Origin of the sequence: Erythrobacter ramosus, from assembly GCF_009828055.1 — a bacterium.
Lineage (GTDB): Bacteria > Pseudomonadota > Alphaproteobacteria > Sphingomonadales > Sphingomonadaceae > Erythrobacter > Erythrobacter ramosus.
Genome location: NZ_WTYB01000006.1, coordinates 1 through 19460 on the forward strand (window position 1 = coordinate 1; position 19460 = coordinate 19460).

The 19460-nt window shown below is 58.8% G+C and carries 20 protein-coding genes; 1 reads left to right on the plus strand and 19 read right to left on the minus strand.

Translation table 11 applies throughout. The features are described 5' to 3' along the window. The 10 genes from GRI59_RS16065 to GRI59_RS15970 all read right to left on the minus strand — a co-directional run. Positions 1 to 77, minus strand: a 77-nt coding sequence (locus GRI59_RS16065) for a hypothetical protein (RefSeq protein ID WP_160762129.1), incomplete at its 3' end; no start/stop codon positions are given. A gap of 26 nt (positions 78 to 103) precedes the next feature. Further along, positions 104 to 1102 (minus strand): UDP-glucuronic acid decarboxylase family protein, encoded by a 999-nt coding sequence (locus GRI59_RS15130; protein WP_237440886.1) that lies wholly within the window; start codon positions 1100 to 1102, stop codon positions 104 to 106. Positions 1103 to 1106: 4 nt separating this feature from the next. Further along, on the minus strand, positions 1107 to 1436 hold the full coding sequence (locus tag GRI59_RS15700) for an LbetaH domain-containing protein (RefSeq protein WP_202391052.1): 330 nt from the start codon (positions 1434 to 1436) through the stop codon (positions 1107 to 1109). Positions 1437 to 1719: 283 nt separating this feature from the next. After that, positions 1720 to 2877: a glycosyltransferase gene (locus GRI59_RS15140; protein WP_160762095.1), complete on the minus strand. Its 1158-nt coding sequence runs from the start codon at positions 2875 to 2877 to the stop codon at positions 1720 to 1722. Then, on the minus strand, positions 2874 to 4040 hold the full coding sequence (locus GRI59_RS15145) for a glycosyltransferase family 4 protein (protein ID WP_183363780.1): 1167 nt from the start codon (positions 4038 to 4040) through the stop codon (positions 2874 to 2876). Before GRI59_RS15145 ends, GRI59_RS15140 begins: the two co-directional genes overlap by 4 nt. Then, on the minus strand, positions 4037 to 5152 hold the full coding sequence (locus GRI59_RS15150) for a glycosyltransferase family 4 protein (protein ID WP_160762097.1): 1116 nt from the start codon (positions 5150 to 5152) through the stop codon (positions 4037 to 4039). The genes GRI59_RS15145 and GRI59_RS15150 overlap by 4 nt, the downstream gene beginning before the upstream one ends. 154 nt (positions 5153 to 5306) lie before the next feature. Continuing rightward, entirely contained in the window at positions 5307 to 6686 is a 1380-nt protein-coding gene (locus GRI59_RS15155) for an oligosaccharide repeat unit polymerase (protein WP_183363779.1), read from the minus strand. A 41-nt stretch (positions 6687 to 6727) separates the two neighbouring features. Further along, positions 6728 to 7831 carry a glycosyltransferase gene (locus GRI59_RS15160; RefSeq protein ID WP_160762099.1) on the minus strand — a complete coding sequence of 368 codons (1104 nt, stop codon included), beginning with the start codon at positions 7829 to 7831 and terminating at the stop codon, positions 6728 to 6730. Between the two features lie 97 nt (positions 7832 to 7928). Continuing rightward, on the minus strand, positions 7929 to 8801 hold the full coding sequence (locus GRI59_RS15165; protein WP_272917038.1) for a glycosyltransferase family 2 protein: 873 nt from the start codon (positions 8799 to 8801) through the stop codon (positions 7929 to 7931). After that, positions 8798 to 9103, minus strand: a complete 306-nt coding sequence (locus GRI59_RS15970; protein WP_337190289.1) for an acyltransferase — start codon at positions 9101 to 9103, stop codon at positions 8798 to 8800. The genes GRI59_RS15165 and GRI59_RS15970 overlap by 4 nt, the downstream gene beginning before the upstream one ends. Between GRI59_RS15970 and GRI59_RS15880 the strand changes: the two genes are divergently transcribed. Further along, positions 9023 to 9316, plus strand: a complete 294-nt coding sequence (locus GRI59_RS15880; protein ID WP_237440892.1) for a hypothetical protein — start codon at positions 9023 to 9025, stop codon at positions 9314 to 9316. The genes GRI59_RS15970 and GRI59_RS15880 overlap by 81 nt on opposite strands. A gap of 56 nt (positions 9317 to 9372) precedes the next feature. Here GRI59_RS15880 and GRI59_RS15175 read toward each other — a convergent pair whose 3' ends face one another. From GRI59_RS15175 to GRI59_RS15215, 9 genes are all read right to left on the minus strand, one after another. Continuing rightward, positions 9373 to 10278 carry a glycosyltransferase family 2 protein gene (locus GRI59_RS15175; RefSeq protein WP_160762101.1) on the minus strand — a complete coding sequence of 302 codons (906 nt, stop codon included), beginning with the start codon at positions 10276 to 10278 and terminating at the stop codon, positions 9373 to 9375. Continuing rightward, the gene (locus GRI59_RS15180) at positions 10275 to 11225 is read right to left on the minus strand and encodes a glycosyltransferase (protein WP_160762102.1); all 951 of its coding nucleotides are present in this window, start codon (positions 11223 to 11225) and stop codon (positions 10275 to 10277) included. The genes GRI59_RS15175 and GRI59_RS15180 overlap by 4 nt, the downstream gene beginning before the upstream one ends. Before the next feature lie 108 nt (positions 11226 to 11333). Next, on the minus strand, positions 11334 to 13208 hold the full coding sequence (gene asnB, locus GRI59_RS15185) for an asparagine synthase (glutamine-hydrolyzing) (RefSeq protein WP_160762103.1): 1875 nt from the start codon (positions 13206 to 13208) through the stop codon (positions 11334 to 11336). 2 nt (positions 13209 to 13210) lie between these two features. Continuing rightward, a complete protein-coding gene (locus GRI59_RS15190) occupies positions 13211 to 14263 on the minus strand; it encodes a glycosyltransferase (RefSeq protein ID WP_160762104.1) in 1053 nt (350 codons plus the stop codon). A gap of 233 nt (positions 14264 to 14496) precedes the next feature. Further along, positions 14497 to 15387 (minus strand): hypothetical protein, encoded by an 891-nt coding sequence (locus GRI59_RS15195; RefSeq protein WP_160762105.1) that lies wholly within the window; start codon positions 15385 to 15387, stop codon positions 14497 to 14499. Between the two features lie 18 nt (positions 15388 to 15405). After that, the gene (locus tag GRI59_RS15200) at positions 15406 to 16371 is read right to left on the minus strand and encodes a glycosyltransferase family 2 protein (RefSeq protein ID WP_160762106.1); all 966 of its coding nucleotides are present in this window, start codon (positions 16369 to 16371) and stop codon (positions 15406 to 15408) included. A gap of 85 nt (positions 16372 to 16456) precedes the next feature. Continuing rightward, positions 16457 to 17167: an FkbM family methyltransferase gene (locus tag GRI59_RS15205; RefSeq protein WP_160762107.1), complete on the minus strand. Its 711-nt coding sequence runs from the start codon at positions 17165 to 17167 to the stop codon at positions 16457 to 16459. Between the two features lie 122 nt (positions 17168 to 17289). After that, a complete protein-coding gene (locus GRI59_RS15210; protein WP_160762108.1) occupies positions 17290 to 18528 on the minus strand; it encodes an ABC transporter ATP-binding protein in 1239 nt (412 codons plus the stop codon). A gap of 7 nt (positions 18529 to 18535) precedes the next feature. Beyond that, positions 18536 to 19411, minus strand: coding sequence for an ABC transporter permease (locus tag GRI59_RS15215; protein ID WP_160762109.1), 876 nt, complete (start codon positions 19409 to 19411; stop codon positions 18536 to 18538). Between the last annotated feature and the right edge of the window lie 49 nt (positions 19412 to 19460).

Consider the following 19460-nt stretch of genomic DNA (forward strand, 5'->3'; position numbering starts at 1 on the left):
ACGTCGTGCCCGAAATCGGCAAAGCACGCCCCTGATACGAGCCCGACATAGCCTGACCCTACCATCGCAATTTTCATTTTGGAAAACCCTTCGTGTTCAGCGCTTAGCGGGCGGCCTGTGGCGCTGTCACGTCAGCATCATTCTTGCGCAGCAATTCGTCAAAATACGCGATCGTCTTGGTGAGCCCCGCCCGCAACTGCGTCTTGGGCTCCCATCCCAGCTTCTCGCGAGCCAGCGAAATATCTGGCTGACGCTGGCGCGGATCATCCTGTGGCAGCGGCTTATTGACGAGTTGCGACTTCGAGCCGGTCAATTCCAGCACCTCCTCGGCGAGCTCCTTGATCGTAAACTCATTGGGATTGCCGAGATTGACCGGGCCGGGGAAGTCGCTCCCCGTGTCCATCATGCGCAGGAAACCCTCGACGAGGTCGTCGACGTAGCAGAAGGAACGGCTCTGCTGACCGTCGCCGTAAATCGTAATGGGCTGCCCCTGCAGAGCCTGAATGATAAAATTCGACACCACGCGTCCGTCGTTGGGATGCATGCGCGGACCATAGGTGTTGAAGATCCGCACGACCTTGATGTCGAGATTGTGCTGGCGATGATAGTCAAAGAACAAGGTCTCCGCGCAGCGCTTGCCCTCATCGTAGCAGGCGCGTGGGCCAATCGTGTTGACGTTGCCCCAATAGCTCTCCGGCTGTGGGTGGACCGAGGGATCGCCATAGATCTCCGAGGTTGATGCCTGCATGATCCGCGCCTTCACGCGCTTAGCGAGGCCGAGCATGTTGATCGCCCCGATGACGCTGACCTTTGTCGTCTGAACAGGATCAAACTGGTAGTGGATAGGGCTCGCCGGGCAGGCGAGATTGTAGATCTGGTCCACCTCCACGTAGAGCGGGAAGCAGATATCTTGCCGCATGAACTCGAAGCGCGGATGCCCGGCAAGGTGGTCGAGATTGCTCTTGTCGCCGGTGAACAGATTGTCGACGCACAGCACTTCATCACCGCGATCAAGCAGGCGGTCGATCAGGTGTGAGCCTAGGAAGCCGGCTCCGCCGGTGACAAGGATCCTCTGGCGCCTGAATTCACTGTTGTAAGGCAAGATTTTACCCTTTCGGCTTATGGATGTGGCTTGGGCTTGGCGGCCTGCGCCCGAGATTATTACGAGCATTCTCTGGCCGTGTTGCAATAGGCGAAGCCGGGTTGCCGGCCACGATCGTGTAGTCTGTCACGCACTTCGTGACCGTCGATCTGGCCCCGATCACGGCCGACGCGCCAATGGTAATGCCCGGAGCAATAAACGCCTCGGCGGCGACCCAGGCATTGGCTCCGACATTGATGGGGGCAACCATCAAGGCGAAGTCGTCGGCCAGATGGTCGTGCGTCGCGGTGCACAGATGGCTTCCCTGACTGATGACGGCGTCCTCTCCAATCATGATTGGCGCAACATTATAGAGATTGACGCCTGGCCCGACTGTAGCGGCCGTCCCGATTTGCAAGTTCCAGGGGGCCCAGATCCGAACGGAGGGATAGACAGCCGCCAAGGGTGCGATCTGAGCCCCGAACAGACGAAGGATTAAGCGGCGCCAGGCATGCAGCGGAACCGGAGTTGGCAGGAAGGCAATCAGCCATACCGCTTGCCACAAGCCTCGCTTAAGCTTGTCTGCAAGCGAGGGAGGCGCGCGCCTGACAGGGCGAAGGGACTTGGGTCGAGGATGCTCAGACTTGTGCAAGCACGTCCTCGTAGATCTCAAGTGTTCGCCGGCAACATGTGTCCCAAGAAAAGGCCTCACTCGCGAGCCTCTGGGCGTTGTGTGACATTGTCGTTCGCCTTTCATCGTCCGTTAGGAGCGTTGTTATCGCACCCGCCAATTTCTGGATTAAGTCATCGTCGGTGACGGCGATGCCCGCCTCCGCATTTTCGATCTCGCGCCAGATATTCACACTCTTTGTCAGGATAACCGGAACGCCGGCCTGCAACGCCTCGGCGACAGCAATGCCAAAATTCTCCTGACGGGACGGGAGCAGAAACAGATCCGCAGCCGCAAGCGCACTGAACTTGGCCTCGCCCGACAAGTGGCCGAGAAATCGCACCTTGTCACCAAGTGACAGCCGGTGAGCACGCTGCTTTATCTGTTCGACGAAACTTTCCTCACCGGTCCCGGCGAAAATGAGTGTGGCCTCAGGGAAATCCGACTGGATGGCAGAAATGACATCTGGGAGGATTTCGGGACGCTTTTTCGGGTGGAGCCGTCCCATGAAAAGCAGTAGCGGCCGCCCCCTCAAATCCCGATGCTTGTCAAAGAAACGATCGCGCAGAACTTGCCGGTTGTTAGGCAAGCGGTCGGCACCCAAAGGGACAACGACGGCATTGGAGATCAATCCAAACGTATTCTCCGCTAAGAGCTTCTCTTCATAGGTCGTGAACATGATCCTCGCCGCGGCATTGATCGTTCTGCGTTCCACGCTCTCCAAATACAGGCGTTTCTTGAGCCTGCGCTGGCTGAAAGAGTAAGGGTCGAGCATCCCGTGGGGAGCTAAGATGTACGGTATGCCAGAATTCCTGGCGAGCGCCGCGCTGCGGCTTACTAGCGGGCTCCAGAGCGTGTGGCAGTGTAAGAGATCCGCGTCGTGGACAGCTTCCTTCAGTCTCTGCGCCTCTTGGCCGACAAGAGCCGAGAGCTGCGACGGCATGACCGTGGCGCCGCTCTCGAGGAGGGCCTGCTTCTCACCGCCTGACAGAAGATCGCAACTGGTGACAATGTCTGCTTGCCAGCCCGCCGCTCTCGCACCCTCGACCAACCTTTGAACGACAACGGGAGGGCCGCCCGCAGCCTCTCCAAGGTAGGGCACGACATGGAGGACATGGCGGCTCATTTGCCCGCAGCACTGGCGACAACGCTGCGATACACTGCGCGTGTTTTGCTCGCCATTGCCTCCAAGGAGAAGCCCTCACGAGCGTCATCACGGGCCGTCTCGCCCATCCGTTTGCGAAGCTCGGGGTCTTCCACGAGGCGTTGGAGGCGCTCGGCAAACTGGCCAGCGGTCTTGCACAAAAACCCGCTTCCCCCGTCCCTTATGGCCTCGCCCAAACCGTCTGCCTCCGACGTAACGACAGGGAGCCCCGCATGCATGGCCTCCAATACGGCAAACGGCAAACCCTCGAACAATGACGGGAGAAAGAATATGTCGAAGCCCGCCAACCTCTGGTCGGCGTCCTGCCTCCAGCCGTCGATATGAAGGGGAACCTCCGCCGCTCGCGCCGCGTCTGTAATTGCACTTCGCAGTGTGCCGTCACCGATCCACACGCATTTGACTCTTCCGCCTGAAGAAAGGCCTGCGACGGCTTCGACAAATCCGACGGGGTTCTTCTGCGCCTCGATCCGGCCAACCGAGCCGATCACGATTTCGCTTTCGCCCACGCCCCACTCCTCTCGGACCCTTTGGCGCACCTCTTCGAGTCCAGCCCTCTGGGACACGCTCGTACCATTGTGGACCGCCTGAAAATTGCTGCCCTCGAACGGGAAACGGTCGGCCAACTGATCGCGGGATTGGTCAGACACGGCGATATGAGTTCCTCGCGCCAGCCTGATCACCTGGGCGCACGCACGATCTCTCATGGACCCGCCCCGCGCGCCGAGTTCGGCGGCGGAGCGGCCAACGTGAATTGTTGAGACCCACGGAAGGCCGCTGCGTTTCGACGCCAACAAAAGATCACAGCCGTCTTCGGCCACCTGCTGATTGACATGAACAACGTCAGGCCGAAGGTCTTGCAGTAGCCGGGTCACACGGTTCTGCTGAGGGCGATCCGAGATGGCGCCAAGCAAGCGGGTGGGGCGCTCGTACGTCGAGACGAAGGGAAAGCGCACCACGCTGGCGTCTGAGGCGAGTGCCTTGGCCAGCTCGTCCATCCCTTCGGAGTCAGGGATGAGAGCCTGAACCTCGCAGCCCTGCTCCCTTAGCCCCTTGGCCAAAAGAGACAGGTATATCTCGCCCCCGCCGCGCGATCCCGAACCCGACGATACCAAGGCGACCCTCATGACGCGGGGCTGGCAGCCAACACGCTCTGTGCCGCCTCAAGCCAGCGGCGGGCGCCCTCCTCGAGCCCCCAGGATTTTGCCAGCTCGCGCGAATTCGCCGCCATCTTAAAGCGGACATCGTGATCGCTGCCGATGCGCAAAAGTGCATCGGCCAGGGCGCTGATATCTTCGACAGGCGTGACCATCCCATTATGGCCATCTCGGACAAGGTCACGCCCGGCGCCGACAGTATCGCTGACGATGATCGGCAGCCCAGCGCCCAACGCTTCATTGATGACCACGCCCCAGCCATCGTGACGACTGGGCAGGCAGAATACATCCGCTTGGGAGAATTCGTCGGGCAGTTCGCAAGGCTCCTTGTGGCCTACAAAATCCACGCGATCCTTAACGTGAGGAGAAACTAGGGCGCGGTAACGCTCCCGCTCGGGTCCCGAACCTAGAATTCGGAGCCGAAGCTTGGGATTGCGATCTGCTACAGCATTGAAAGCTGCCAGCAAGACATCAACGCCCTTGCGATCGATTAGCTGCCCGCTGAAGAGAATGACGATATCACCTCTTAGATTGGGCGAGCGCGCTGATCGGGCTCCCTCGAATCGACTGAGATCGCAGAAATACGGAATGTTGAAAACGGGCTTGCCCGGAAACAGCCCTCGGTATGCTTCGGCCGCGACCGTACCGATTGCGGCGATACCGGCGGCCGAGTGGATGGGGTCCTGCAGCCGGCTCCGCAGCCAGGAGCCGATCGCACCCCGACGGGAGAAGCCCGGAACCTCGCCCCAGAACATGAAGGGCCTGCGTGTGGCCGCGAGATACCGCATCGCAAGCTGTGCCGTGAGCGCCGAGTAGTCGCTGACCACGACAAGATCCGCGTGCGATGCCTTGATCTCGGAGATCACTGAGTGGTTCCAGTGCGCCGAAGCCCCCAAGCGGTGCAAGGTACTCCCTGGCATCACGGCCTCCGATGAGGACAGGCTCGGATCGTGCCAATCCCGATCCTTTGACATAGCCGTGAAGTAGCGGACCTCTGCGCGGATATCAGGGTGTTTGTTGACAGCCGCAAGCAACTCCCGCTGGTAGGGCGCGGGCATCACCGTCAAGAAAAGCAGCTTCATCAGAACGAGCTTCCGTTAAGACCCTAAATAGCCCGTGCGCGAAGAAATATCATACATCCAAGATTGCGGCATGGCTGCCCCAGAGTAACTGGCGCAACGAAACCATCTTGTCTTTTGGGCGACTCTGCCGATGGCCTTGTCTGGAGGCCCACATTCAATCGCGAGCCGCCACCGAATGCCTTCGCTTCGAAAGTAAGGGCAACAATACGAGCAGCGCCAGGACCGGGAGCAATGCGGGCGCAACAGAAAGGAAGCTCCGCATACACAGGCCGGCAGGAAACAGCCCAGTGAGATAGATCATGATCTTGAGCTGCTTGTCGGCGCCGGCCCCATACCGGTTCCAAGCGCCGGCCACGCTGCCGAGGAAGAGTGAACCCAAACACACGGCGAGAAGCCCCCCCGCCATCCAGAACTCGCCGACGAAGGTCGCCGAAAGTGTCATGTAGTCCCCAACGCCAAGAGCCTTCTCGATCCCGACCGACAATCCCTCCGGCTTGCTTGGCCATATTGCGCGCGGGATCGGCCGGATGATCATGTTGTAGGGAATTTCGAGGCCGAGGTAGGCCTGGCGACCCGGAAACACCTCGGTGAGCGCAGCGACATTGATCAGGTTCATATCGACAAACACGGGCTGGCCCGTCGTAAAGTCGATGAGGTTCGCCCCGGTGCCTGTGCGTGTCCCGAGCATGGTCGCCATCGCGCCAAACGCGGTTATCGCGCAAGCCCCCCCGATGAGCAGCAGCTTCAGACTTCCCATCCGCTTGGCGTAGAGGAAGTAACCGGCGAGGAAGGTGATAAAGTAGAGCAGGAAGACGTTGCGTGTGCCCGACGCATAGCCGTCAAACAGCACGAAGGCGCCGATCAGGAGGGCCATCACGACCTGGCCGGCTCTGAAGCGGTCACGCTGGGCGAGCATCAGGCCGCACAGGGCGGGAATGGCCGCCTTAAGCAGGCTCAGCTCGGCGAGCAGCGCGCTGGGCCCACCCAGCCGCCCACGTGTCCACGGCTGGGTGAAGCGCGGCCTCAGCATCTGCTCGACCATCTCGATCGGATTGAAGCCAACCGATAGCAGCATGTAGAGATAGCCGAGCGCCGTGCAGAGCAACAGCAGTTGGAAGGTGATCTTGGTCGAGAAGCCGAGATCACGCGGATTGGGCAGGCTGCGCCGGATCGGCACGAGGTGCCGTCCCACCGCAATGCCCGCAAATCCAGCAAAGGCCGCTACGAGAGCCGTCTGCGCGCTCGCGACGGTAATGCTCGTCATGGGTGGCTGCTCGAACAGGAACTCGAAGAAGGTAAGGCCGAAGAGTGCGATCAGCATGAACAAGTCGACCCGGATCAGGTGGACCAGCTTACCCTTGCAGTCGATCAGGAAGGAAAACGCAAGGCTTCCAAGGAGCCCCACCGCCGCGGTCGAGAAGATCGCATTGACGCTGTTCTCGCCGCTCGCCAGCGCGTAGGTCGCAAACATACCAAGCAGCAGGACGATGGTCGCCGGCCCGGTCGCCGGGCGGCGCGCCGGCCGGGCAGGCACCAGCGCCTTGCTGGATAGATAGGGTGCAGCCGTACTCGCCATTACGGGAACAGATCCTCTAGCTGCCGGCCGATCGCGTCAAGCCCGAAGCGCTGCGCTTCGACTGCGGCGCCACTTTGCAGGCGCAGCACACGCACCGGATCCGCCGCCAGTTCGCGAAGCAGCGCCGCCAACTCACGCGGCTCGAGCGAAGCAAGAGTGTGCCCGTCGACGCCCTCGCGGACCACATCGCCGCAGAATGTGCTGGCGATCACCGGCAGGCCGGCGGCAAGAGCCTCCAGCTGGGTCAAGCCGAAGCCATCCGAGTGGGTCGGAAAGAGAAAGATGTCTGCACTCTCATAGAAGGCAAGGGCCTCGCTCCGTGCGACAGGGCCGTGGAAGGTGATGCGCGGATCATTAGTAATGGCCTCGGGCAACTCGACCTGCAGGGGGCCAACGATGGCGAGACTAAGGGGCACGCCCGGAAGCAGGCGCAGGGCCTCGAAGATCACCCCGATGCCCTTGCGCAAAGTCACCTGGCCCAGAAAGAGCAAACGCAGCGGCCGCTCGGGTGTGAAGGCGGCAGGCAAGTGCCTGCGCGGCGCCTCGCTCTTCCCTTCGTGGGCGAGGGGAATGATCGCGATCTTCTCCCATGCAACGCCCCCAGCGATCAGCGCCTCACGAGACCAAGCCGAATTGACGACGATCCTGTCGGCCAGTTCGATCTCGCGGCGCCAGAGGCTCCAGTATTCTTCAGGGATTGGCTCATGTGCATGGTCCTGGCCGGCACGCTTGTAGAGATCGGCGACCAGGCGCGCCTCGAATGGGCCCGGATCGATCTGCCCCAAGACCGTCCGCCAGCCGCGACGCTTAGCCTCTGCGAACACATCTCCCGCCGCGTAACTGTAAGAGAAGACCGTATAAGTGCCGCCGTGGAACGCGCGCAATTTGCACGCCGCTGTCCTCCCAAACCAGGCATTGCGCGCCATGACTTGATCCCAGCCGCTCCGCCCTGTCAGACGATCCTTCATGCTCCGCACGGCCGAGGTGAATGAGGGTGCATGAATTGGCGCGCCGTCTAGCTCCGGATGCCAGCGCTCCCGCATACGCAGGGGCAATAAGGCTGAGCCTAAAGAGTTGGGCGCGGCCCACGCGTCGGTGATCACACCGTTGAGCCTCCCGCGGCGGCGGAGGGCGCGCGCAATGGCGTAATTCTCTCGCGCGCCGATCTGACAGACAATCCAGCCGGAGCCTGGAGCAACATTATCCCCCGCCAATGGCCAACTCGTTCGCTTCGTGCCTGAGACGGCGCACCTTCCTCATGGTCGCGGCGCTCACTGGCTTACGGTAAGCCCGGTACCGCCAGATCTTGCCCGGGATGGCCGCCAAGCCGGCAAGGACGCCTGAGGTCCTGCCGTTTCTGATCGACCAGATAATCCGGTTCGCCACTTGGAGGATACCCAGGGGCCAATAGATAACGGGGTATCGCAGATAAGCGAGAAGGGCGAGATTGGAGATGTGGGCTGACGTAATCGTCGGGGTCGCCTGGTGAGAACGGCTCGTCGCGTGGCGAACGCGAAGGTCATGGTCATGAATGATATCCCAGCCGGCATCGATGATCTGAAGGGCCAAGTCGGCCTCCTCGACTCCGTACGCCGGCTGAATGGGCACATATCCTGCTGTGTTTAATAGGGCGCGCTTGCGGTAGACGCTTCCGCAGCCCACGAAGTCAGCAACCGGATGCACTTGGGGTCGACGCTCGGCTAAGGCCTCCCCGTCATGGATAATGTTCATCGCGATAACGCCAGCTGTGGGATGACGTTTGACCGCCTCGTCGACGGCAGAAAAAAAGTCACTATCGATCGGGAAGGAGTCATCATCCAAGCTGACGATCACCTCGTTGCGAGCCGCATGCAAAAGGCGGTTACGCGACCCACCCGGTCCCAAAATCTCGGAGCTCTCGAGAATGCGGACGTCGCTTGAGAGAGATTTCAATGCATCAACAGATAACTGGTCACCGCCATCCACGTGAACAATCACTTCTGCGGGCGGAGTATCGCAAGCTGCCAATGCTTTGAGCGTATCAAGCAGTTCCGGCACGCGCTTATATGTTGGGATGACGACAGAGATACTCAACGAACTTGACTTGAACTAAGCCTACGCGCCGGCACTCCAGCGAAGCGCTCACCTTCGCCGACATCTCTTGTGACAACGCTTCCCGCTCCAACTACTGCGTCCCGGCCAATTCGGACGCCCCTGAGGATTGTCACATTGGCCCCGACCCAGACATTGTCGCCAATGCTCGTCGGCGCTTCTACAAGTGGCAGCAAGCTTAAAGGTTCTCCAGGTTGGGTACTATGATCGTGGTCGGTGATATAGCAGCTCGGGCCAATCATGACGTCCGCGCCAATCGAGACACAAAGGCTGGCATCAATCATTGTCCATCGATTGATGTATGTTCTCGAACCGATGCAAATTCTGGGCTGGGTCGTACGGCTTCCGGTAGCGAGCAAAACGACGTCGCGATCCAGCGCCACGCCATCACCAAGCTCGATGTCCCAAGGGTTTCGGGGCCATTGAATGCTTTCGATGCGGCAACCTCGGCCAATCTGAGCGCCAGCGAGCCGCATGGCGGTAATGCGCAGTCGTGAGCCAAACGATGCCGGCGCTCGCAAAGCAAAATTTACGAGGCGATCAGCAAAGCTCATCAGTTCGGCATCATTTTTCTTTTAGCGGCGAGCAACGGAGCGGCAGCAAGGTATGCCCCGCGCCCGAAGCGAAGGTTCCATGCGAACGTCTCGCAATAGAGGTGCCATGCATCAGTAATCATCCCCGATCTCATCGCGCCAATGACGGCAGACCGCACGTGCCTAGCAATGATACTTCTGCGAGCGGCTTTCCGTGAAGACCCCCCCGGATATCGTCCTGCCTTTTCCTTACTCACCAGGCGCGCAAGGCCCCTTAGGGTCTTTCCCAGATCGGTCATTTCGCTGCCAACAACCAGCCTGTGGCCAACCGTGACTGGCTCCTGGACTTGAACAAAACCCTTTTGCGTCCCCAATGTCAGAGCAAAATCATGGTCCTCGGCATTCAGGCGATCTTCTTCGAAGCCGCACACCTGTTGAAAGGCAGTTCGCTCCACAATCATCATCCCGGCACCACAGAAATGGCCCTCGGCGTGACTGGAGAGGAAGTCGGGATACGACGCTCCGGACGGATCCTCGCAGCCGATTTCGGTCAATTCGCATGCATCACGAAAATCGACGAAACGCCCAAACACAAGCGCTGGATTTTGATGGCGCTCGATAAGCTTCGCGAACGACGCAAGGGCCCATGGAAACCACAAGTCATCGCTATCGAGAAAGGCCAGATATTCTCCCTTGGCGCCCATAGCGCCGCGGTTGCGAGCAGCACCGGGCCCAGCATTCGCCTGTCTGATGACATGGATGCGATCTTCGAATTTCTGGAGCGCCTCTATGGTCCCATCTGTCGAACCATCATCAACTACGATAACCTCATGAGGCGCATAGGATTGGGCGAAGACCGTCTCGAGGCACTCGAGGAGATAATGCTTCCGATTGTAGGTCGGAATGATGATGGAAAAACTGATCATGAGAGAACACTCCGCAGTGATCGTGTCGCATCCGCAATGTGTTCCGCTGCGGAAAATCCAAGCAGCCTGTAGAGGGCCCGATACCCTGCTGGAGCAGCAGTGCCCTGGGGCATAAAGTCCGCGCCCGAGTTTCCGATCGCGGCGTGCGCTTCAACAGCAATGCCTCTCGCTTCATGCCAAGCGCTTCGTGCGATCTCAAATCGCGCCTGGTTGATCGCCCACTGACGGCTAAGTGTCAGCAGCCCTGCTTCCCGAAGATGGACCTCCAGTCTGCCCTCAATTTTCAAACGCTCTCGCCACACCCTAGCAATGTTTGTTGTCGACAAGGTGCCAGTCTCGAAACGTCGGTAAACAGCGCCGCCGGCATCCGCATAGCGAAAACGCTTCCCTGCCATGAGCAGGCGCAAATAAAGTTCATGCTCCTGACAACAGGGTTGCTCCTCTCTCCAACCGCCGACGTCTATTAGCGCCTCTTTTCGAAACAATGGGGATCCTGTCTGCGGCAATTGCCAGAGTGCAAGCTGGGCCCAGGGGTCGTGCGGCTCTGGAATTTCCAAGAGTTCCGTCGTAACACCCGACTGCCCTTGCCACTCTAAGATTACCGGACCATACAGTACATCAACGTCCGGCTCCGCATTCAGTATGGCAAGCTGCCCCTCGATCTTGTGGGGCAATAGGAAGTCATCCGCGTCGAGATACTGGATCCATTCGGCGGTCGCGAGTTCCAGCAGGCGGTTGCGTGCTTTTGTGGCGCCACGGTTCGGCCTGGACTCGAAATGGATCCTGTCTCCATACGCGCGTAAAACCGAGTTAGTATCGTCGGTGGATCCGTCATCAACGACGATGACTTCCACATCGCCGGCACACTGGATCAAGGCACTCTCCACGGCCACTGCAATCCAGCGCGCAGCATTGAAGGCCGGTATGAGGATGGACGTCTTTGGCACTCTATCTTATCAAGCCACCGAGAATATCGCTACGATAAAGGGGGCGCCCCATCGAACCATCCTCAGACGGTGACCGGCACGGTGAGATTACATCCATGTCGCTCAATCTCACCACCGAACGATGGCACCGTGCCACTTCTCGTAGATCCAGAGCGCGTAGAATACTGAGGCGCCATTCCACTCGCCTTCTTGGAACGCGCACCATGCCCGTGCAATCAAAGCGCCATCGAGGTGACTCCGCCACTGTGCGTTCGGTCCTAGTGCCTCCTCTTCGACGCGGCGCCTCAGAGGGCCGCGGAACCACTCGGTGAGTGGCACGGGAAATCCCTTCTTGGGCCGTAAAGCATGGTCGGGAAGACGTCGGTTCATGCAGTGCCGCAGGACCACCTTCCCCACCCCATCAGCGCCAAGCTTGAGGGGCGACGCGACACGCGCCGCAACCTCGGCCATCCCCCGATCAAGAAACGGTGTCCGGAGTTCGATTGAGGCGGCCATGCTCATTTTGTCGGCCTTCTGCAGGAGCGACTCGGCGAGTTGCCACTCAATATCATGTATCAAGAGCTCGCTGAGGCCATCGCGCTGGTTACGGAAAAGCTGTTCGCCCAGTTCCGCCTGCCGATGACTGAGCCTCTTCCTTTGGTCAGGTGTCAGGCCGCGCGGATTACGCACGTCTCCCGGCAGCCCCTCGATCCTGAGAGATACAGCCTCGGCGGCAGTAGACATGTGTACACGATCGCTAAGTCGGAGGAGCCTGGAGCTCTTTTCGCGAGGATCAAACCTGGGCACAAAACCAGCATAACCTCGCAGTCGCTGGGTGCGTTGCATCGTATCCAGCATGCCTTGGTATCGCGAGGCATACCCTCCGAACAGCTCGTCTGCGCCTTCGCCGCTCAGGAGGACGGTAACATGCTCTCGCGCCATTTCGCAGACAAGCAGCACTGCGGCCGCCGCGGGGTCTCCAATGGGCTCGTCAAGATGCCATGCGACACGCTTGAGATTGTCGGCGAACTCCTCGGCGGAGACTGTGCGCGTGTAGTGCTTGGTCCCTAGTTCTCTTGCAGTCGCTGCTGCCGCCTCCAATTCGGATTCCCCGCAGTCGAAGCCAACTGAGAACGTCGAGAGTGGCGATGATTGGGCAGATCGCGCAAATTCGCCGATCATCCGGCTGTCGAGACCGCCGCTGAGAAGGACGCCGACCGGGACATCGCTTCGGAGATGCAGCCCTATCGACTGCTCGAAGGCGCGCTCGACTTCGCGCGACGCCTCGTCGATTTCGAGTAAATCCGGCTCATCATTGAGTTGATAGCGCCAGTAAGTTTGGGGCGACGCACATCCCGGCCGCGCGAGATCGATCAGGATAGAGGACCCGGCAGTTAGCTTCTTGATTGAGCGGAAATGTGTCGCAGACGTGGGAAGGGAGAACCATGAAATATAGTCGAGAAACTTGTCAGGCGCGAGGTCACGGTCAACCTCGGGCAGGGTGAGGAGGCTCTTAAGCTCAGAGGCAAAGGCAAAAGATCCGCCCTCGCTCCAATAGTAGAGCGGTTTCTGGCCAAAGTGATCGCGGGCCAGAAAAAGCTGCGCGCGCCTGCGGTCGTAGATCGCGAAGGTGAACATGCCTCTTAATTTCTCGAGCATAGCATGCCCGAAGTCCTCGTAGAGATGGACCAGCACCTCGGTGTCGCTGTTCGTCGCAAAATTGTGCCCCTTGGCAATCAATTCCGCCCTCAGCTCAATGTAATTATAGATCTCTCCATTGAAGACCACGGCGACGCTGCGATCCTCGTTCCAGATGGGCTGCCAGCCGCCTTCCAAGTCGAGAATGCTCAGCCGGCGCATCCCGATCCCAACACCGTTTGGCTCGACATGCACGCCCTCCCCGTCCGGCCCGCGGTGGGAGATGGCGGCCAACATGACTTCCAGTCTCGCGGCGTTAACCTCGCTACTCAGCTGCGGAAAGTAGAAGCCGGCGATCCCGCACATGGTCAGTGTCCTGCCAGTGCGGCATCGAGAACACGCTCGTAGACCCTCGCCGCATGCTGGGCGATCGAAGTCCACCCCGTTGTGGATCGCCAATCCGCGGCACTGGCAAAATCCGAGCCCATGCCGAGCGCACGATCCAATTGGTCTGCGAGAGAGGCCTCGTCGAACCTGAATACGCGATCTGAAGGTTCGTCGAGGTCGACAGTCTGGAGGCGCTCCGGAATGAGGATAGGAATGCCCCAAGATCTTGCGAGACAGGCGGCGCCCGACGTCAGGATTGTCCGGTAGTTAAACACGGCCACGTCCGCGGCGCACAGCCACAAAAACAGCTCCTCATCGCTCAGCCAGCCGGGCCGGAAGGTAATGCCCGACCGGCCGGCGATGGCCGCTGTAATTGTAGCCTCGTAGTTTGGGGAAGAGGGCCGGCCAGCGACAACAAGCTCCACGTCAGATCTCGTCGGCCATAGCGATACAATCTCCTCGATGCCCTTGTAGGGTTCGACCATGCCAAAGAATAGGGCGATACGCGGCGCGGTGAGGCCAAGACGGCGGCGGGCTTCGTCGCGCGAAATCGGAGGCGGATAGAGGACCGAAAAGTCGCCGTGCGGGATTACGGCGATCTGCGAGTGGGGGATATCCATGCGTTCGGAAATGAGGCGGGCCGCCGCACTACTATGGGCAATGACAGTGTGCGCCCGCCGGACCGCGGCGCGCATATTGGCGAAGGCGCGACTGATCCCATCCGAATTGTGCGCCTGGAGGTTATGCGCCGTAAGTACCAGTGGTACCCGCCTCGTCGCCAACCACAGATCGAGCGGGAAGCGTTGCTGGCGAAATTCGTCCCAGATATCTCCCACGCGGCGGTGGTAGGCCTCCGGCCAGTGAAGATGCAGCAAGGCAGCTCTCGGTGTGCCGTGGACGCCCCTCGCAAGGGGAAGCGCGCGGTGATAATGTGACTGAAAGTCAATGTCCCAACCGAGATCAGTCAATGCTTCGGCGAGCAGCCTCTGGTAGGGCGACCCTTGGCGGTAGTCAGGTGCAAAAAGAATTGACATCGGTACCTTGCTTGGCCCGCCTCATCCCCGAAAGGCGTTGGCGGCAACATCTGTCACTTGCGAGGCGATATGCGGAAGTACCAATCGTCTATGTCTGCCAGTGGGGCAGCGAACTGAGCCAGCCGGTGAGGTGGCTCGCTGGGACGGACGATACGCAAGATCAGGGCCGACCAGGGATAGCGGACATGGCATTCCCTAGTCCTGCTTAAGAACGGTAGACTTAAACGTCAGCGTCATTTCTGCATCAGCAAGGAGGGCGCCAATTTGCGCATCCCCTCCGTGAACATCTTGTCGCGTACCGCCCCCACATAGTGCCGGAAGGACCGGTCGCCGAGCTCCCCCTCAAGAAAGACGCGGTAGTCCTCGGGCAGAAGCTCAACCCCGAAGCGGCTTGCGCATAGTGCGTAGAGCGTCTGCTCAATCCGCCAGAAGTGCCCCACGGGCAGCCCTGGGATGGAGAGGAACTCCTCGATCCACTCGAGCGGCATGCTGTCGCGGTGGACGATGCCGAAACCAGAATTAACCTCCGGGTGGATTGCGAAGCCTGCTTCGCGGATCACGTCTTCCTCAACCGCGTAGGCGGAGGCGATGTCTGGATTGAAGACATTGGCGCGCCGGCCGGGATCATTTGCATAGGCGAGCCAAGCGGTGGGCTCGCCGAAGAAGAGGAGGTCGCTGTCGAACAGCGCCATACGCTCGGCTTCAAGGTAGTGTAGGAAGTCAAAGACCTTAATCGAGAGGATGTTCGTCTCGCGCAGCTGCCGGCAGCGGGGGTAGGCGGCGAGGCTGTCGAGCACTTCCTCGCGAGCGATAGCTTGGGTTATCACGCGAGCCTCAGGGAAATGCGCCCGCAAACCCGCAATCGCCTCCTCCGACAGGCCCGGATCGCCGTGGATGCACATGGCGAGGCGCCTCGGCGAAACACGGTAGAAGCTCTTGAGCGTCCACATCAGGTTGAGCCAGTCCTTGTCCGAGGTGAGAACATGGATCTCGAGCGCGTCATCATCGGTATTGGTGACGGGTGCGGTACTGAGAATGCGTGGACGGACAACGTCCCGAAAATAGCGGGTGCGCGGCTTGATGGCCGCGATGCGGCCCATGACCCGTGCGGGCAAGCTAGCCATTACTTTGCGTCTCCTTGCTCACGCGTTGGCCGATGGTTTAGGGTTACCAAGTCCGACCAGCCGCCTTATTGCTCCGGCCATCCTGCCGCGGAAGGCCTCATTGCTGAAGAGGATGGGATTTCGCATCGCCATGGCGGCCACCCTCATTCTGCGAGACAAAGACGAGCCTTCCTCAGCCGCAATCTGAGCGCAGCCCTTGGCGAAGACCTCGTCGAAGGTCCAGGCGGCCTTCAATCGTCTCCGTGTATCAGGATCGAGCGGTGCGGCGGGATCATCAATGTAGCGAATGGCGATCCTGCGAAGTTCGTCCGCCGCCTTGTCGCTCGCGTTTGACTTCTGGCCGCCCCAGAGACGAAACGCGGCCAGATCTTGATCAATCCGGCAGACCTTAGCGCCCGCACCGACAATGGCGCGCGTCCAGTAGTCGTAGTCCATCGCGTAATTGAAGGTCTCGTCGAACAGGCCGATGCGATCCATCAAGCGCCGAGTCCAAAACACCTCCGGCTGGACAACATTCTTGCCAGCAAACCAAACCGACCAAAGGTCTAGAATTTTGGAAGGCGTAGCAATGTCGCCGAAGAACCCGCGGTCAAGCGGTGCGCCATTCTCATCGATCGTGGAGCATCGACCATGAAATACGTCGGCATCTGGGTATTTTGCATATGCATTGGCAACGGCTCTTAGTGCGCCCGGATGCAAAAGGTCATCGCTGTTCAGATAGCACAGGATTTCGCCTGAGGCGCGCTCCAGGCCCTTGTTGATGGCGTCCACTTGCCCTCGGTCAGGCTCGCTTACCCAATGCGCCAATCGATCGGCGTTCACAGCAATGATCTCTCGTGAGCCGTCATTGGAACCGCCGTCGATCACAATATACTCGACTGACGGATAGTCCTGCCCAAAAACTGAATCCATCGTCTTATGCAGGAATTGCGCCTGACGAAAGCTGGGCGTAATAACGCTTATCAGAGGATAACAATTATTCATACGAAAATTGAGCCATTTTATATAATATATTTAAAAAATTAATTGATAAAAACAAACGCTAAGCACAGATTTTACTAAATCATGTCTAAGACGGATAAAGTAGATACATTTCGGTGATTTTGGTGGCAATCGATAAATTGCTGTGATCAACTTCCCAAAATTGTGGCACTGCGACCACTCGGTAACCTAGTTCACGAAAATTGAGCAATGTTTCAACTTTGATATCCCACGCTGCAAGATTGTCCGCATTCCATTCCATCAAGATATAAGGGTGCTGCGCTGCAATGAGATTGTGCGCGCCGGCGATCGCCGTGGTCTCGCCCCCCTCGATATCGATCTTGATGATCGAGACAGAGGGCCGTCCAGCCTCCTCCCAGATCACGTCGAGGGTGGTAATAGGCACCTTCACGCCGGATTTCTGGCCACCTCGTCCGGTGTTACGCAGACCGTCAAACACGCCATCCTGCGCAGTGCCCGCGAAAAACTCAACGCTGCCCCCCGGCGTATCGCCCACAGCTTGTTCTACTAACTGCCAACGATCACGATGCTCGGAGAGCGATACGGTCTTCTGGATATAGGGCACGGTTTGTGGCGCGCATTCAATTGAGATGACCCTCGCCGAGCTGTGGCGTTGCAAAAGTGAAGCTGAGTACAGCCCAATATTGGCGCCAACATCAATCGCCGTGGTCCCCGGTGCGTACAGCTTGCAGAAGAGATCCATGAATTCAGGCTCAAAATCACCCCCGTACCGAAGGATATTGACCAAGTGGTGTTGCTCGGGCGCGGCGATCGCCATACCTTTGTAAAGGAACACGCCCTGTTCAAGCCAAAAAGGGTCAGCGGAGCGAGGCCGTCTAAGAGCATGCACCCAGTCGGGAATTATCGGCCGAATGATGTCGCGCAGCCCCATTTTGACCCTTATTGCTTCTCTAGCGCCGCGGCGACTGTTACCGCAAATTCTGGCTCCACCACCCCGCGCACTTCGGGGGGATAGAAAGTCTGAAACCCCTTGCGAGCGGGAACTTCAAGGCGGGCGATAGCTAAATCCTCATATGGCTTACCATCGGCCTTAAGGTAGACGCCGACCATGTAGCTGCCTTCGACAAGCGCCGGACCGGTCTGGTCTATGCGCAGCTGTAGCGAAACTGGCCCCAGATCGTAGGGCATTTCGAAAGAATTCTGCTGGTTGAGAATGTAGAGGCGCTCCTCGTCCTTACCCGTCACGATCAAGCACAACTCCGACAGGCTCACTCTGCGCCTTGCTGTAAGCGAAAGCCTGAAGACGTTGCTGCCATCCTCACGGCCCTCAGCTTTGACCCACGCCTCAATGGCGCCCAACCGGGCCACCGATTGAACATCGGCGGCAGTTTGCTGGTAGCGATCTATAATCTGCTCAATTGGTCCCACCCCGGTCACCTGGCCTTGTTCCAGCAGAACGCCGGTTCGGCATAATTCCCGCAGCGAACGCAAATTGTGGCTGACGAAAAGCACAGTCTTTCCTGAATTGGCGAGTTCTCGCATGAGCGCGTGGCATTTGCGCTGGAACGCCGCGTCGCCGACAGCGAGAACTTCATCGACAATCAAGATCTCTGGATCGAGGTGAGCTGCCACGGAGAATGCAAGCCGTACATACATTCCCGAAGAGTAACGCTTGACGGGCGTGTCGATGAATTTCTCGACGCCAGCAAAATCGATAATGCGATCGATCTTTCTCTGGATTTCCTTTCGCGACATTCCGAGGATCGCGCCATTCAGGAAAATGTTTTCTCGCCCCGTAAGCTCTGGGTGAAAGCCCGTCCCAACCTCAAGCAGGCTGGCAACCCTACCAGTAATTTCAATCCGACCTGCCGTCGGCTCGGTGATGCGCGAAAGTACCTTTAGTAGAGTAGACTTGCCCGCACCGTTGCGACCGATAATCCCGACAGCGTCTCCCCTTTTAATTTCGAGGTCAACGTCCTTTAGAGCCCAAAACTCCTCAATCTCGTCACCCGCCACGAGCTGTCGGAGTTGGGCCATGTTGCGAACTGACGTGAGAGCACTTTTAAAGCCCTTTGTGAGGGCCTCGCGAAATGTCTTTGGACGCCCCCCGTCCAAATTGTGGCCAATAAGGTATTTCTTCCCCAGCCCTTCGATCTTGATGGCATTTTGTTCGCTCATTGCGACCTCAAAGGACGTCCGCGAATGATTTTTCGACGGACCGGAAGACGCTAAGCCCAAGCCAGAGCATTCCAAGGCTTACTCCTAGACCCAAGGCCAAGTATTCCGGAACCAACGCTGCTTCTCCCCGCAGAAGCGACCACCGAAAACCATCGATCACGCTAGCCATCGGGTTCAAATTGTAGAGCAAGCGATACTCTTGAGGCACGACTGAACTCGCGAAGCCAACCGGCGAAACGTACATACCAAACTGGACGATAAATGGTGTGACGAAGCGGAAGTCGCGATATTGCGCGGTCAGGGCCGCCAGTAGCAGTGTTGGCCCAAGAGCCGCAACGAAGGCATATATAATGAAAAGCGGAAGGAAGATGATCCGCCAATCAGGCAGGAAGCCGAGGATGGCCGCCACGACAAAAAATAGCCCAAGCGTAATCATGGCATCGACGAGCGAGACCACCATCGTTGCGACCGGGGAGATTAGGCGCGGAAAATAAATCTTCCGGATCATGTTAGCATTCGAGACGAGCGAATTCGAACCTTCGCCCAGCGCCGTCGAGAACAGGAACCAAGGCAAGGTGCCTGCGAGAACCATGAGCATGTAAGGCGCCTCACCTTCACTCGGCAGGCCTGCAAGGCGGCCGAAGATAACCGTGAAGATCGCCATAGTCAGCAGCGGGCGGATCACCGCCCAGGCAACACCGATAACGGTTTGCTTGTAGCGCACCGCAATGTCGCGCCAAGCCAGCACCGCGAACAGCTCATGGTAGTGCCAAAGATCCGCCCAGTACTGGCGGTTGGCGCGCCCCGCCTCAATCACGAGTTTATGCTGATTACTTTTTGAAGCGCCAGTTTCATCTGCCGTTGCCTTAGAAGATAGGATCATGGTATTCCAGATATATCAATACGATAGGATCACTTCAAGCGTTCGGGCT

Bases quoted from the DNA above. Each gene is read 5' to 3' on its own strand.
- GRI59_RS15215 (WP_160762109.1), bottom strand. From the start codon at position 19,411: ATGATCCTATCTTCTAAGGCAACGGCAGATGAAACTGGCGCTTCAAAA.
- GRI59_RS15195 (WP_160762105.1), bottom strand. From the start codon at position 15,387: ATGGCTAGCTTGCCCGCACGGGTCATGGGCCGCATCGCGGCCATCAAG.
- GRI59_RS15210 (WP_160762108.1), bottom strand. From the start codon at position 18,528: ATGAGCGAACAAAATGCCATCAAGATCGAAGGGCTGGGGAAGAAATAC.
- GRI59_RS15150 (WP_160762097.1), bottom strand. From the start codon at position 5,152: ATGAAGCTGCTTTTCTTGACGGTGATGCCCGCGCCCTACCAGCGGGAG.
- GRI59_RS15190 (WP_160762104.1), bottom strand. From the start codon at position 14,263: ATGTCAATTCTTTTTGCACCTGACTACCGCCAAGGGTCGCCCTACCAG.
- asnB (WP_160762103.1), bottom strand. From the start codon at position 13,208: ATGTGCGGGATCGCCGGCTTCTACTTTCCGCAGCTGAGTAGCGAGGTT.
- GRI59_RS15175 (WP_160762101.1), bottom strand. From the start codon at position 10,278: ATGATCAGTTTTTCCATCATCATTCCGACCTACAATCGGAAGCATTAT.
- GRI59_RS15145 (WP_183363780.1), bottom strand. From the start codon at position 4,040: ATGAGGGTCGCCTTGGTATCGTCGGGTTCGGGATCGCGCGGCGGGGGC.
- GRI59_RS15970 (WP_337190289.1), bottom strand. From the start codon at position 9,103: ATGATTGATGCCAGCCTTTGTGTCTCGATTGGCGCGGACGTCATGATT.
- GRI59_RS15140 (WP_160762095.1), bottom strand. From the start codon at position 2,877: ATGAGCCGCCATGTCCTCCATGTCGTGCCCTACCTTGGAGAGGCTGCG.
- GRI59_RS15700 (WP_202391052.1), bottom strand. From the start codon at position 1,436: ATGATTGGAGAGGACGCCGTCATCAGTCAGGGAAGCCATCTGTGCACC.
- GRI59_RS15205 (WP_160762107.1), bottom strand. From the start codon at position 17,167: ATGGCGATCGCCGCGCCCGAGCAACACCACTTGGTCAATATCCTTCGG.
- GRI59_RS15200 (WP_160762106.1), bottom strand. From the start codon at position 16,371: ATGAATAATTGTTATCCTCTGATAAGCGTTATTACGCCCAGCTTTCGT.
- GRI59_RS15880 (WP_237440892.1), top strand. From the start codon at position 9,023: ATGATCGTGGTCGGTGATATAGCAGCTCGGGCCAATCATGACGTCCGC.